The organism is Bacteroidales bacterium, assembly GCA_016709865.1.
Classification (GTDB): Bacteria; Bacteroidota; Bacteroidia; order Bacteroidales; family VadinHA17; genus LD21.
The window spans coordinates 71436-86202 of record JADJLX010000003.1; the positions used below are offsets into that span (position 1 = coordinate 71436).

8 protein-coding genes and 2 pseudogenes are annotated in these 14767 nt (G+C 41.2%); 5 read left to right on the plus strand and 5 right to left on the minus strand.

Going from position 1 to position 14767, the window contains the following annotated elements; all coding sequences use genetic code 11:
• Positions 1-50 precede the first annotated feature (50 nt).
• From IPJ16_06075 to metF, 4 genes and pseudogenes are all read left to right on the plus strand, one after another.
• The gene (locus IPJ16_06075; GenBank protein MBK7626755.1) at positions 51-1355 is read left to right on the plus strand and encodes an O-acetylhomoserine aminocarboxypropyltransferase/cysteine synthase; all 1305 of its coding nucleotides are present in this window, start codon (positions 51-53) and stop codon (positions 1353-1355) included.
• Between the two features lie 12 nt (positions 1356-1367).
• Positions 1368-2567, plus strand: coding sequence for a homoserine dehydrogenase (locus tag IPJ16_06080; protein MBK7626756.1), 1200 nt, complete (start codon positions 1368-1370; stop codon positions 2565-2567).
• A 1-nt stretch (position 2568) separates the two neighbouring features.
• Positions 2569-6220 (plus strand): annotated as a pseudogene (gene metH / locus IPJ16_06085) (methionine synthase).
• Positions 6221-6226: 6 nt separating this feature from the next.
• Positions 6227-7180: a methylenetetrahydrofolate reductase [NAD(P)H] gene (gene metF, locus IPJ16_06090; protein MBK7626757.1), complete on the plus strand. Its 954-nt coding sequence runs from the start codon at positions 6227-6229 to the stop codon at positions 7178-7180.
• A gap of 231 nt (positions 7181-7411) precedes the next feature.
• Here metF and IPJ16_06095 read toward each other — a convergent pair whose 3' ends face one another.
• The 5 genes from IPJ16_06095 to IPJ16_06115 all read right to left on the minus strand — a co-directional run bounded on the left by IPJ16_06095 (position 7412) and on the right by IPJ16_06115 (position 13152).
• Positions 7412-8290, minus strand: coding sequence for a homocysteine S-methyltransferase family protein (locus IPJ16_06095; GenBank protein ID MBK7626758.1), 879 nt, complete (start codon positions 8288-8290; stop codon positions 7412-7414).
• Between the two features lie 156 nt (positions 8291-8446).
• Positions 8447-9790 carry a methionine adenosyltransferase gene (locus IPJ16_06100; GenBank protein MBK7626759.1) on the minus strand — a complete coding sequence of 448 codons (1344 nt, stop codon included), beginning with the start codon at positions 9788-9790 and terminating at the stop codon, positions 8447-8449.
• 215 nt (positions 9791-10005) lie between these two features.
• Entirely contained in the window at positions 10006-10917 is a 912-nt protein-coding gene (gldA, locus tag IPJ16_06105; protein ID MBK7626760.1) for a gliding motility-associated ABC transporter ATP-binding subunit GldA, read from the minus strand.
• A gap of 667 nt (positions 10918-11584) precedes the next feature.
• On the minus strand, positions 11585-12019 hold the full coding sequence (gene tnpA / locus IPJ16_06110; protein ID MBK7626761.1) for an IS200/IS605 family transposase: 435 nt from the start codon (positions 12017-12019) through the stop codon (positions 11585-11587).
• A 284-nt stretch (positions 12020-12303) separates the two neighbouring features.
• Positions 12304-13152 (minus strand): universal stress protein, encoded by an 849-nt coding sequence (locus IPJ16_06115; GenBank protein ID MBK7626762.1) that lies wholly within the window; start codon positions 13150-13152, stop codon positions 12304-12306.
• 210 nt (positions 13153-13362) lie between these two features.
• Here IPJ16_06115 and asnS point away from each other — a divergent pair.
• Positions 13363-14750 (plus strand): annotated as a pseudogene (gene asnS / locus IPJ16_06120) (asparagine--tRNA ligase).
• Positions 14751-14767 lie beyond the last annotated feature (17 nt).

Below are 14767 nucleotides of genomic sequence, written 5' to 3' on the forward strand. Positions count from 1 at the left end.
ATAGCTGTATAAGCCTGTCCGGTAATTTGCAAATTCTAAAAACTAAAAAAATGGAAACAAGAAAAATAAATTTTGAAACACTTCAGGTACATGCAGGTCATCAGCCCGATAACGATACCTTATCCAGAGCGGTGCCTCTTTACCAGACATCCTCCTATGTATTTAAAAGTGCAAAACATGCAGCAGACCTCTTTGATCTTGCTGTTCCTGGGAATATCTATACCCGTATAATGAATCCAACAACAGACGTCTTTGAGAAAAGGGTCGCTGCTCTTGAAGGTGGTGTTGCATCATTGGCTGTCTCATCGGGACATGCTGCACAGTTCATCGCACTGACAACAATTATGAAGAAAGGCGAGAACTTCGTTACATCCCCGTTCCTTTACGGCGGAAGCCATAATCAGTTCAAAGTGACGCTTGCCAACTTTGGCATTGAAGCTAGGTTTTCGAAAGACCTTAATCCTGATTCATTCGAAAAGCTTATAGATAAAAATACCAAGGCCATTTATGTTGAGTCGATAGGAAATCCGGGATTCAATATTCCCGATTTTGATGCTTTTTCGAAACTCGCAGTGAAACATGGTCTGCCACTGGTAGTTGACAATACATTCGGGGCATGCGGTTACCTGTGCCGTCCCATTGAGCACGGTGCAAATATTGTTGTGGAATCAGCAACCAAATGGATTGGCGGACACGGAACAAGCATAGGCGGAGTAATAACCGATGCCGGAAACTTTAACTGGAATAACGGCAATTTCCCTGTGTTTACAGAGCCTGCGGAGGGTTACCATGGATTGGTGTTCGGCGATATTTTTTCGCAGACATCAGCGGCGGGTAATATCGCATTTATTATAAAAGCACGTGTTGAAGGATTAAGAGATTTGGGCCCGTCGATAAGTCCGTTTAATTCCTTCCTTCTGCTGCAGGGACTCGAAACCCTCTCCCTGAGAATGGAACGTCATATTCAGAATACTCTGGCCCTGGCTAAATGGCTTGAGAAACATCCGGCAGTTGAAAAAGTGAATTATCCCGGGTTACCAGGGAACCCTTATAATGCACTTGCCAAAAAATATCTTCCAAAAGGAGCAGGCGGAGTATTAAGCTTTGTTCTTAAAGCAGAAAAATCAAAGGCTGTAAAGCTTGTTGAACACCTTAAGCTTGTGAGTCATCTGGCAAATGTCGGAGACGCAAAAACACTTATTATTCAGCCATCAGCAACAACGCATTCACAGATGTCATCAGCAGAGCAGCTGGCTATCGGAATTGATCCCGGACTCTTCAGGGTATCAGTTGGCATAGAGCATATTGATGATATTATTTACGATTTCGAACAGGCTATCAGTAAGGTTGTTTAATTGTTTAGTGAAATGACAAGAGAAAAGTTAAGAATAGGGATGTTTGGTTACGGTTGTGTGGGACAGGGTCTCCACGATGTACTGAACAGCAGCAAAGGTTTCAAGGCAGATATAGTGAAGATCTGCGTTAAGGACCGTACAAAGAAGCGAAGGATCCCGATGGAGAATTTCACTTTTGATAAGGATGAAATTCTGAATGATCCTTCAATAAACCTTGTTGTTGAACTTATTGACGATGCAGATGAGGCATTTAACATTGTGACCACCGCTATGAACAGCGGCAAGAATGTTGTTTCTGCGAACAAGATGATGATAGCAAAACACTTTAAGGAGCTTGTTGATCTTCAGGCTAAAAACAAAGTATCTCTTCTGTATGAAGCGTCAGCCGGAGCAAGTATTCCAATAATACGAAACCTGGAGGAATATTATGATAATGAGCTTCTATACTCTTTGCGCGGGATCTTAAATGGTACAACAAATTATATCCTCACAAAAATGCATAATGAGGGTATTGCTTATTCCAAAGCACTAAAAGAAGCCCAGGAAAAGGGCTTTGCCGAGTCTGATCCTACCCTCGATGTGGAAGGGTGGGATCCAAAGTACAAGCTTTGCATAATAACCGGACATGCCTACGGACTTTTCCTTAAACCGGAGGAGGTCTTCCATTACGGAATAAATAAAATATCAGAATTTGATATACAATATGCCAAGGAGAAAGGCTTTAAGATCAAGCTTGTTCCATATGTAGGCAAGACAAACGAGAATACTATTACAAGTTTTGTATTGCCGCGCTTCATCTCCTCAGATAAATATCTCTATAATGTAGATAATGAGTACAATGGAGTGATAACCGAAGCAGCTTTTGCCGACAAGCAATTCTTCAGCGGAAAGGGTGCAGGCGGACATGCCACCGGAAGTGCTGTTCTTTCTGATATATCTGCCAACTCTTACGGTTACAGATATGAGTATAAGAAGTTTCAGCAGGGAACAGTGTCAAATTATACCCGAAACCATAAACTTGAGGTCTATCTAAGGTATAAAGATGAAAAGGACAGGGAATTATTTGGATTTGAGGAAGTCTCGGAATACTTTAGCGGAAGATTTTATAAGTACGTGATCGGAGTCGTAAATCTTGAAAATCTTTATGCTTTACGAGAACAACTTCGCACTCTGGACGTTTTCATAGTGAATACGGGAAGAAAGGTAAAATAAAATGAAGCAAGCTTTAGAACAAATTATCCATCAAAAGATACTGATCCTTGATGGTGCAATGGGCACCATGATCCAGAAACACAAGCTTCAGGAGATTGATTACCGTGGCGAGAGGTTTAAGGATGACAAAATGCTGCAGAAGGGAAATAATGACCTGCTTTCAATAACACAACCTGCCGTCATTAAGGCAATTCACAGGCAGTATCTGGAAGCAGGAGCCGATATTATCACAACAAATACCTTTAATTCGAACAGGGTCTCAATGGCTGACTATGGCATGGAGTCTCTTGTTTATGAAATGAATGTTCAGTCGGCTCATCTGGTGGCTGAGGCAATCAGGGAGTTTGAAGGTTCAAAAGAGCCTGAGTCACATTATATTGCAGGTACTCTGGGACCTACCAACCGCACCGCATCAATGTCATCCGATGTAAATGATCCGGGCGCCAGGGCTGTTACTTTTGACCAGCTTGTTGAGGCATATTCCGAGCAAACCCGCGGATTAATTGATGGAGGAGTCCATGTTCTTCTTGTTGAAACAATTTTTGATGTTCTTAACTGCAAGGCAGCTCTCTTTGCCATAGATTCGGTATTTGAGGAAAAAGGAGTGCGTTTGCCAGTGATGGTCTCAGGTACTATTACCGATGCCAGCGGCAGGACACTTACGGGTCAGACCCTTGAAGCCTTCATGGTTTCAGTTTCACATTTTCCGCTTTTAAGCATCGGTCTCAACTGTGCCCTCGGAGCTGAACAACTTCGTCCTTTCATTGAAGAGCTGTCACTGAAATCCGGATTCTATGTATCTGTTCATCCTAACGCCGGACTGCCTAACCAGTTCGGGGAATATGACCAGTCGGCAGCATTCATGGCCTCAATAGCTGAGGACTTTATGAAGGAGGGTTGGGTGAATATTATTGGCGGCTGTTGCGGTACCACACCTCTTCATATACAAAAGATTGCTGAAGCCTCTAAACATTATAAACCAAGAGTAAAACCTGAGATAAAGAAATTTACCAGGCTTAGCGGACTTGAGGTCCTGACAATTACTCCGGAGACAAACTTTGTTAACATAGGTGAACGGACAAACGTTTCCGGGTCAATCAAGTTCGCAAGACTTATAAAAGAAGAGAAATATGATGAGGCCCTGGCTATTGCCAGAAACCAGGTAGAAGGCGGGGCACAGGTGATCGACATTTGCATGGATGAGGCTATGCTCGATTCGGAAAAGGCGATGGTTAAGTTTGTAAACCTTATCATGGCTGAGCCCGATATCTCAAAGCTTCCGCTGATGATCGATTCATCGCGCTGGAACACAATTGAATCTGCACTTAAATGCATTCAGGGAAAATCGGTGGTAAACTCTATAAGCCTGAAAGAAGGTGAAGAAGTATTCCTTTCACATGCACGCAAAATCAGAAAATATGGAGCTGCAGCAGTTGTAATGCTTTTTGATGAGGATGGTCAGGCCGATACATACGAACGCAGGATTGCTGTTGCAGAAAGATGCTACAGGCTGCTTGTTGATAAATTAAACTTCCCTCCTGAAGATATAATATTTGACCCGAATGTTCTGGCAATTGCCACAGGCATAGAGGAACATAACAATTATGCAGTTAATTTCCTCAGGGCAACAGAATGGATTAAGGCAAACCTTCCTCATGTAAAGGTCAGCGGAGGAATCAGCAATCTCTCATTCTCATTCCGGGGGACAGATAAAATCCGCGAAGCTATTCACTCTGTCTTCCTTTATCATGCTATAAAGTCAGGACTTGACATGGGTATTGTAAATCCGGGTATGTTGCAGGTATACACAGAAATAGACCCTGTTCTGCTTGAGCTTACTGAAGATGTTGTGATGAACCGCAGGAAAGATGGGACCGAAAGACTCGTAAAATTTGCAGAGGGGATTAAGAATGAAGGCAAAAAAGTAGAGAAGGAAGATGCCTGGCGTCAGCTCGATGTTGTTGAAAGGATAAAGCATTCTCTTGTGCGGGGACTAGATGAATTTATAGAACAGGATGTTGAAGAAGCACGTTCGCTTTACAGGCGTTCCATTGAACTGATTGAAGGTCCGCTGATGGGTGGTATGAATGTGGTAGGCGATCTTTTCGGATCAGGAAAAATGTTCCTGCCGCAGGTGGTTAAAAGCGCCAGGGTGATGAAAAAGGCAGTTTCAAAACTTGCACCTTACATAGAACTGGAAAGTGAAGGGGAAGAGAAAAAAACAGCCGGTAAGGTGCTTCTTGCAACTGTCAAGGGCGATGTCCATGATATAGGTAAGAATATTGTAGGGGTGGTGCTCTCATGTAATAATTATGAGATCATTGACCTTGGCGTAATGGTGCCTGCTGATAAAATAATAGATACTGCAATAAAAGAAAATGTGGATATTATCGGGCTCAGCGGATTAATTACACCTTCACTTGAGGAGATGGTACATGTTGCTTCTGAAATGGAGCGAAGAAAACTCACAACACCACTTCTTATCGGCGGTGCAACTACATCTGAAATTCACGGAGCCGTAAAAGTGGCACCTGCATATTCAGGTTCTGTCATTCACGTTAAAGATGCATCAAAGGCAGCCGGTGTTGTTTCTGCTTTGCTGCAGACTGACAATAAGATTTATGTGAAGTCGATAAAAGATAAGTATAAGAAGCTGCGCGATGATCACAGTTCACGTCAGGTAGAAAAGAATCTGCTTTCGCTGGAAGAGGCAAGGAAAAACAGGTTTGTTACTGACTGGAAAGCTGAAAATCTTAAGGAGCCATCAAAGCCCGGACATCATATTCTTAGTGAGATAGACATCAAAGAGCTTATTGGTTATATCGACTGGACATTCTTTTTCTTTTCATGGAAGATCTCGGGAAAGTATCCTGCAATTTTTAATGATCCTGTAAAAGGTGTTGAGGCGAAGAAACTTTTTGATGATGCCCAGTTCTATCTGAAAGAAATAGTTGACCATAAACTTTTGACTGCCAGGGCTGTATTTGGCTTATATCCTGCTGTTTCGGATGGTGATGATGTGAAACTTTTCACAGATAAAAGACAAAAAGGAACTGAAATCAGTTCTCCGGTTCTTAAGGAATCAGGAGACAAAAGAGAAAGGGGTACCCAATCTTTGTCTTTCAGATTATATTGCACCGGAATCGACAGGACTAACAGATACAATCGGAGCATTTGTTGTTACAGCGGATATTGACAAAGATGCCTTTGGAAGATATAAGGACGATGATTATGCAACGATAATGATCAGGATACTTAGCGACAGGCTTGCAGAAGCCGCTGCAGAATGGCTGCATGAAAAGATCAGACGTGAGTACTGGGGTTATTCAACTAAGGAAAATCTTGATATTGACGGATTACTGAAACTGAAATATAAAGGTATCAGACCGGCCCCCGGATACCCAGCCTGTCCCGACCATACTGAAAAGAGGGTACTGTTCGACCTTCTTGAAGCAGAAAAAGCTATAGGAGCAGAGCTTACGGAGAACTTCGCAATGGTGCCGCCGGCTACTGTGAGTGCGTATGTTTTTTCACATCCCGGATCGACCTATTTCAATATAGGGAAAATAGGTCCCGACCAGCTGAAAGACTATGCAGAAAGGAAAAATATGAGTATTAACGAGGCTGCCAGGTGGCTTGCCCCTAATTTATAATCGGAAATGAGTGTTATTGATAAGATTAACAGCGCAAAAGGACCACTATTCACGTTTGAACTGCTTCCCCCGCTTAAGGGGCATAGCATTGAAAGGATCTATACAGCAATTGACAGACTGGTCGAATTTAATCCTGCTTACATAAATTTTACATCGCATCGCAACGAGACAACCTATTATGAGAGACCCGACGGGCTTCTTGAGAAAAAAATCGTGCGTATCAGGCCCGGGACAATTGCTCTGGCAGCTGCAGTAAAATATAAATATAATATTACTGTAGTTCCGCATATTCTGTGTGGCGGTTTTTCAAAAGAGGAGACTGAGAATGTGCTTATCGAAATGAATTTTCTGGGTATTGATGATGTACTGGCGCTCAGGGGCGATCCCCAGAAAGGATCAAGAAGGTTTGTTGCTGAGAAAGATGGTCATACACATACCTATGAACTTGTAAATCAGATCACAAATATGAACAATGGAAAGTATCTTGAATCGTCACTCGAAGATACTACTCCCACAAATTTCTGTATTGGTGTTGCTGCTTATCCTGAAAAACATTTTGAAGCCCCAAACAGGCAGGTAGATATTGAGAACCTTAAGCATAAGGTTGAGGCAGGGGCCAGCTACATAGTTACCCAGATGTTTTTTGATAACCGGAAATTCTGCAGGTTCAGGGATGAGTGCAGGAAAGCAGGTATTACAGTTCCTATTATTGCCGGAATAAAGCCTATCTCGGCTATGAATGATATTAAGCTGTTACCACAGGCATTTCATATTGATCTTCCGAACGATCTTGTTTCGGCAGTGCAGAAATGCAAAACAGATAAAGAAGCACGTGAGGTTGGTATAGAATGGGCTACAGCACAGTCGAAGGAGCTTATTAAAGAAGGAGTGCCGGGTATTCACTATTATACTCTGGGAAGATCGGATAATGTCGCAAGAATTGTGAAGGCGTCATTTTAGGCCCCCAAAAATTTCCCCTCCTTTTGAAGGAGGGGTGGCCGCAGTAAAATGTTTGTTTGTTTCTGTAAACCTGATTTGCGGCCGGGGTGGTTGATTATTATCCCTGTTTTCATCTTTTTGTATTTTGTAATATTTCCTAAAATCAACCACCCCGGCTGGGAAATAAAAATTGTATACATCAGATAATCAGCTATCCCAGCCACCCCTCCTTCAAAAGGAGGGGAAATCAACTTATCTTCCTATAGCCCTGCAAATTGCCCTGATATGCTCCGGTGTGGTACCGCAACAACCGCCAATTATGTTTGCACCTGCTTTTATAAGCTCAGGAACATATGAAGCCATCATTTCGGGAGATTCACGAAAAACTGTTGCCCCGTCTATAAATTCTGGTATTCCGGCATTTGCCTGAATAATGACTGGTATTTCGCTGTCTGTAGCCCTGATTGCCTTTAATATACCTATCATATCTTCAATGCCATTACCGCAATTAGATCCTACAATATGAGCTCCTGCATCTTTCATTGATGTAACCATCTCCTCGGGCGATACTCCCATCATTGTATGAAATCCCCCATCAGGATCCTTTGAGAAGGTCATTGTAATGATAACTGTGCATTTGGTATTTTCCCTGGCAGCTCTTACAGCCAATGCGGCCTCATCTATAGCCGACATTGTTTCAATAATGATGATATCGGCTCCGCCGGCTTCAAGAGCAACTGCCTGTTCGCGGAAGGCATTATAGAGTTCCTCTTCTGTTACATCGCCCATTATCAGCATTTTACCGGTAGGGCCTATTGATCCGGCAACATGTTTTTCCCTGCCTGCAGCTTCGCGGGATATTTCTGCTGCAGCACGGTTTAATTCAGCAACTCTCTCTTCAAGCTGGTACATTGAAAGTTTGAACCGGCTTCCTCCGAAACTGTTGGTTTCAATGATATCAGAGCCTGCAAGTAAATAGGATTCTGCAATGTCTTTTACTTCAGATTTGTGTGTGATATTCCAAAGCTCAGGGCACTCTCCGGGCTGCATTCCTTTAGCCTGCAGAAATGTACCCCATGCACCATCGCATAGCAGGATTTTATTCTGTTTTATTTTATCAAGGATACTCATTAGATCTTAATTCTCCAATCCAAATCCTTTAACCACAAAGGGCACTAAGGTCTACACAAAGGACACAAAGTTTTGATATACATGATTTTACTTTGTGTACCTTGGTGATTTCCTTTGTGTCCTTCGTGGTAAAAAAGAACTTTATCTGTTACCGTATTAAAGTTTGAACGCCTTCTTAATCTTCTCTACATAATCAAGTTTCTCCCATGCGAAGAATTCAACTTTCTTGAGAGAGACTTTTTTGCCGTTACCGTTAACAGCTTTTGCTTTGCTGCCCGGCACATCATAATACACTTCAATATTCTGAGAATAGCTCTCACGTCCGAAGTGGCCATATGATGCTGTTGGAAGGAACACCGGATTTTTAAGTCCGAAGCGCTGTACAATAGAGTAAGGACGCATGTCGAACAGTTTGTTGATTGTCAGGGCAATCTCCCCGTCGTGAAGAACATTACCTTTCTTGTCTTTTATTTTAGCTGTTCCGTATGTATTAACATATAAACCAACAGGCTGAGCAACACCGATTGCATAAGCAACCTGAATAAGTGCCTGGTCGCAAACACCTGCAGCTACAAGGTTTTTAGCTATATGACGTGCAGCATAAGCAGCTGATCTGTCAACTTTTGAAGAATCTTTTCCTGAGAATGCACCTCCGCCATGAGCACCGTGTCCGCCGTAAGTATCAACAATGATCTTGCGTCCGGTAAGACCTGTATCACCATGAGGACCACCGATAACAAACTTACCTGTCGGGTTAACAAGCAGTTTGAAATCTTTTCCAAACAGTTTCTGGATTCTTGCAGGAAGGCTTTTCTTAACTCTCGGTATCAAGAATTTCTCAAGATCTTCCTTAATCTTCTGCTGCATGGCTTTTTCAGCAGCCAGTTCAGCTTTATGTGATTTGTCTTTCGGGAGGACAAACTCATCGTGCTGGGTACTGATTACTATAGTGTCTATTCTCAAAGGATTACTGTTATCGTCATATTCAAGAGTCACCTGTGATTTACTGTCGGGACGAAGGTATTTCATCTGTTTGCCCTCTTTCCTTATTGCAGCAAGCTCCTCAAGAAGCCTGTGAGACAACTCTATAGTCAGTGGCATGTAATTGTCCATTTCGCGACAAGCATAGCCGAACATCATACCCTGGTCGCCTGCTCCCTGTTCTTCAGGTTTTTCGCGAACGACACCCTGGTTGATATCGCCCGATTGTTCATGTATGGTTGAAATAACACCGCATGAATCGCTGTCGAAACGGTATTCAGCTTTTGTATAACCAATGTTACGGATAACGCCGCGTGCTACCTCCTGGTTATCGACCCATCCGTTTGTACGGACTTCCCCGCCGCAAACAACAAGACCGGTAGTTACGAATGTCTCGCATGCAACTTTTGATTCCGGGTCCCAGCGAAGGAACTCATCAAGTAATGCATCTGATATCTGATCGGCTACCTTATCGGGGTGCCCTTCTGAAACTGATTCTGAAGTAAATAAATAACCCATCTTAAACTATTTTAAATTATTACTAACAATTAAGAGTCCGAAGTCCGGAGACAGAAGACCGAAGTAATTTTTCAGTGAGAAGATTGGTGATTGTTGATAGAGGATATTAGAAGCGGTTTAGCATTTTTTTCCTGTGGTTGCAATCAGCACAAATTTTTCCACCAAAATATTACGGCACAAAGCAAACAAAAAAAATCCGAATAACCAAAAAAGTATCAGCTGGTCAGATGTCTGAATACTTCCTCGAGATTGCTCTCCTGTTTCTGAAGTGAAAGGACTGTGAGGTTATTCCTTACTGCGAAATTAAAAATATCAGGACGGATATCTTTTTCACCTTCAGCTTCTATATTCCAGATATTCTTTGTTATTTGTTTCACAGTTCCGCCTGAAGCAAATTTAGAAATCAGGGTTTCTGTTATCTCCCTGTCAAATTCTACCTGTATTATCTGTCTGGGTTTCTTAATCACAGAGTATATTTTACTCTTTTCTTCATTTGCTACTATTACTCCTTTATCGATTATTATAACCCTGTCACAAATCGCTTCAACCTCCTGCATTATATGAGTTGACAGCATTACTGTTTTTTTCTTTCCAGCCTCTTTGATCAGGTTTCTGATCTCAACTATCTGATTCGGGTCGAGTCCTGTTGTTGCTTCGTCGAGAATCAGCACAGCAGGGTTGTGGATAAGGGCCTGTGCCAGTCCGACCCTCTGTCTGTAGCCCTTTGAGAGCGCTCCGATCTTTTTCTTCTGTTCAGGAAGAAGTCCGGTCAATTCAATTATATCATCTATTTGCTTTTTCTTTGATGCCCCTGTTTTATATATTGAAGCAACAAATCCCAGGTATTCCCTGATGTACATTTCAGGATAGAGCGGATTGTTTTCAGGTAAGTAGCCAATCTGTTTCCGGACTTCAATATTTTCAGTTCCCACCTCAAGATCATTTACAATTACCTTCCCGGATGATGCCGGAATAAATCCGGTAATAATCTTCATCATAGTAGATTTCCCGGCGCCATTAGGCCCCAGAAAACCAACAATCTCCCCTGTCTTTATTTCAAATGAGACATTATCGAGGGCTCTCTGCTCACCATAAAGCTTTGTAACCCCCTGAACTATAATAGACATATTAAAAAATTTCTTAATAATGAATCAAATGCTAAGATAGCTTGTTAATTTATTGGATGTAAAATTAATTATTAAAATCATTTTTTATCTATGATCCGTCGGCTTAAGCCGACGGCAATTGGGACAATTAATAGTAATCTGAGACAAGAAGAGAGAAAAAATTCTTTTCCAGATTTGTCTGACAAATAATATATCAATAATAATTCTGTGTCTCAATTGCCGTTGGCTTCAGCCAACTGATTCATGTGAAAAGCAATTTGGACATTAAATAGAAATCGGAGATAAAAAGAGAGAAAAATCTTTTCTAGGTTTGTTTGACAAATAATACATCAATTATGATTCTGTGTCTCAATTGCCGTTGGCTTCAGCCAACTGATTCATGTGAAAAGCAATTTGGACATTAAATAGAAATCGGAGATAAAAAGAGAGAAAAATCTTTTCTAGGTTTGTTTGACAAATAATACATCAATAATAATTCTGTGTCTCAATTGGGGCTCGCCAACTGATTCATGAAAAGCAATTTGGACATTAAATAGAAATCGGAGATAAAAAAGAGAGAAAAATCTTTTCTAAGTATGTTTGACCAATAAAACATCAATTATGATTCTGTGTCTCAATTGCCGTTGGCTTCAGCCAACGGATAAGAATATGGAATATGTTCCGGGCTTTAGCCCCTCATGATTTCCATTTGATTTTCCCTGATTAATTCATCAAGCTCATCCTCCCATTTAACAATTGCATGATGCCCTTCCTGATTCTGAATGTACTTTCTAATACCTACGAGCTGGGGAACTCCAATTGATACACAATAAAAATCATCCTGCCATTCAAACCTCTGTTTTGTCAAATTGTTTTTATTGATCCAGAAGGAGCTTTCACCTTTAATTTTCTGCATGACATCGGAAATATTTTGAGTACTTCCTAATGAGATCAGAGCATGAAGATGTTGATAATGTCCATTAATTGAATCAATAAAGATGTTTTTTGTTTTAGCATTCTCAACGATATGCTTAATAATATGGGTTCTTACATCATCCTGAAGAAATGGGATTCTGTTTTTAGTGGTCCATACACAATGGAGCCAGATTCTGATAAATGACATAATATTTAAATTTTAGCAGCGAGCAATAGACTAAAGATAAGGGCTTTGTCTATAAAATCCAAAAAATATTAAATCATGTGGGGCTAAAGCCCCGTATAGTTGATGATCTATGATCCGAAGCCAACGGCAATTTGGACATTAAATAGAAATTGGAGATAAAAAGAGAGAAAAATCTTTTCTAGATTTGTTTGACAAATAATACATCAATTATAATTCTGTGTCCCAATTACCGTTGGCTTCAGCCAACGGATCAAAGGCTTCTGTGTCTCAATTGCCAGACAAGATCAACCATACATGAATTGCCCAACCTTGGCAAATGAGGATTTCGGGTTGACACAACAGACCGGTATTTTAGAGCTGTTGGCAATCATATATTGTTCAGAAGCACCTACCACATAATCGGCAACAGTGATATTCTTAGTTGTCATTATAAGAAGAAGATCGGCATTTATCTTCTGGGCAAAGTCGATTGTCTGTTGCGGGAAATTACCTTTAGGCACTTCATGGATCTCATACTCAATATTATTCTGAATCAGATATTTGACTGCAAAATTCAGGTTGATATTAGTTTTCTTAAGCAGGTTCTTATCAGAGCTTACTGAAACAAGCATATGAATTTTGGATTCAAAATATTTTCCCATGAAAATGGCCATCTTCATCTTCTCCTTATTCTCTCCCCTGAAATCAATCGGGAATACTATATTGTGATATCTTTCCTGATCAACAGGAGGATCCTGAACCACAATAAATGGTATTTTAGATTTTACAATAACCTTAAGTGCCCAGCTCCCGGTAAGCTTTTGCATACCTTTCATCCCATGTGTGCCCATAACTACAAGGCTGGCATCAGCTTCATGTGCATAATCAGCAATTGCAGTGAATATGCTTCCCTTGGAAATATGGAAGGATATAGGAATATTGTACTTCTTTGTGTTTTCTTCAGTTATCTGCTGCAACTGGGCTTTTTTTGCAGCCTCATCTTTTGCATTTATTGAAGGTTCAGCAATGTGCAGGAGGCAGATGTTGTTCCCGACCATCCGGCTTATCTTTGCTGCATGTGCCAATGCATGTCCGGCAACATTAGTGAAATCCCAGGGCACAACTATTAAATTCTTATGTTCATTTTCTTCCATAGCTCTTAACAGTTTCAATTTAAACTCAAAGTTATTCAGAATTTGCCAATTTTCAAACCAATATCCAAATGGTTACTATACAGTTATTAACTTTGCAACCGGGGAAATATTATCATTAACTATCAAATAATCTGAATAAGAAGACTCAAAATTGAGCTTAGCGACCAACATTTTATTATTTTTGCGCTACTATTTTTATAACATGTAACAATGAAAAGAATCAAAGTAAAGCAATTGCTGTTGAACCCGGTTGTGGGCTCAGATGTTCTCGTGAAAGGTTGGGTACGCACAAAGAGGGGAAATAAGAACATAGTCTTCATTGCACTTAATGACGGATCTACTATCAATAATATTCAGGTTGTTGCGGAAGCTGCTTCATTCGACGAAAACATCATTAAAGACATCACTACAGGTGCATGTATAGCTGTAACCGGAAAGCTCGTTGAATCACAGGGACAGGGACAGAGTGTTGAAATTAATGCCGCCACAATTGAGATCTATGGTAAAAGTGATGCCGAGACATATGCTCTTCAGAAAAAGGGACACTCTATGGAATTCCTCAGGGAAAACGCTCACCTGAGGTTCAGAACAAATACTTTCGGCGCCGTTTTCAGAATCAGACATGCAATGGCCTTTGCCATTCATAAGTATTTCAACGATAAGGGATTCTTCTATCTTCATACTCCAATTATAACCGGAAGTGACTGTGAAGGTGCCGGTGAGATGTTCCATGTTACAACAATGGATCTTAAAAACATGCCACGTAACGAAGATGGCTCTGTAGATTACAGGAACGATTTTTTGGCAAACAAACAAACCTCACCGTTTCGGGTCAGCTTGAAGGAGAACTTGGTGCACTTTCACTCGGAGATATTTACACCTTCGGTCCGACTTTCAGGGCTGAGAACTCAAATACTCCGCGCCACCTGGCCGAATTCTGGATGATAGAACCGGAGATGGCTTTCTATGATCTCAACGACAATATGGACCTGGCTGAAGAGTTCGTGAAATATCTGATAAAATATGCCCTTGATAACTGCAGGGAGGATCTTGAATTCCTCGACAGCATGATCAACAAGGGACTTCTTGAAAGACTTAAATTTGTACTTGATAATCAGTTTGTCAGAATTACTTACACTGAAGCGGTTTCAATTCTGCTTGCTTCCGGAAAGAAATGGGAGTATATGGTGGGCTGGGGACGCGACCTGCAGGCTGAGCATGAAAGATATTTAGTTGAAGAGCACTTTAAGAGACCGGTGATTCTTACTGATTACCCGAAAGAGATAAAGGCTTTCTACATGAAGCAGAACAGCGATGGCAAAACAGTGAGGGCTATGGATGTGTTGTTCCCGGGTATTGGAGAGATAATCGGAGGATCACAGAGAGAAGAACAATATGATGCTCTTCTTTCACGTATAAGAGAAATGAAAATGCCCGAGAAAGAACTGTGGTGGTACCTCGATACCAGAAAATTCGGATCAGCACCTCACAGCGGATTTGGTCTTGGCTTTGAAAGACTTATACTATTTGTTACCGGAATGGCAAACATCAGGGATGTTATTCCATTCCCCAGGACACCAAAAAATGCAGAATTTTAACAGATTGGCAGAATAAC

Excerpts from the sequence above, each read along its gene's own strand:
- IPJ16_06075 (MBK7626755.1), top strand. The coding sequence starts at position 51 with ATGGAAACAAGAAAAATAAATTTTGAAACACTTCAGGTACATGCAGGT.
- IPJ16_06080 (MBK7626756.1), top strand. The coding sequence starts at position 1,368 with ATGACAAGAGAAAAGTTAAGAATAGGGATGTTTGGTTACGGTTGTGTG.
- metF (MBK7626757.1), top strand. The coding sequence starts at position 6,227 with ATGAGTGTTATTGATAAGATTAACAGCGCAAAAGGACCACTATTCACG.
- IPJ16_06095 (MBK7626758.1), bottom strand. The coding sequence starts at position 8,290 with ATGAGTATCCTTGATAAAATAAAACAGAATAAAATCCTGCTATGCGAT.
- IPJ16_06100 (MBK7626759.1), bottom strand. The coding sequence starts at position 9,790 with ATGGGTTATTTATTTACTTCAGAATCAGTTTCAGAAGGGCACCCCGAT.
- gldA (MBK7626760.1), bottom strand. The coding sequence starts at position 10,917 with ATGTCTATTATAGTTCAGGGGGTTACAAAGCTTTATGGTGAGCAGAGA.
- tnpA (MBK7626761.1), bottom strand. The coding sequence starts at position 12,019 with ATGTCATTTATCAGAATCTGGCTCCATTGTGTATGGACCACTAAAAAC.
- IPJ16_06115 (MBK7626762.1), bottom strand. The coding sequence starts at position 13,152 with ATGGAAGAAAATGAACATAAGAATTTAATAGTTGTGCCCTGGGATTTC.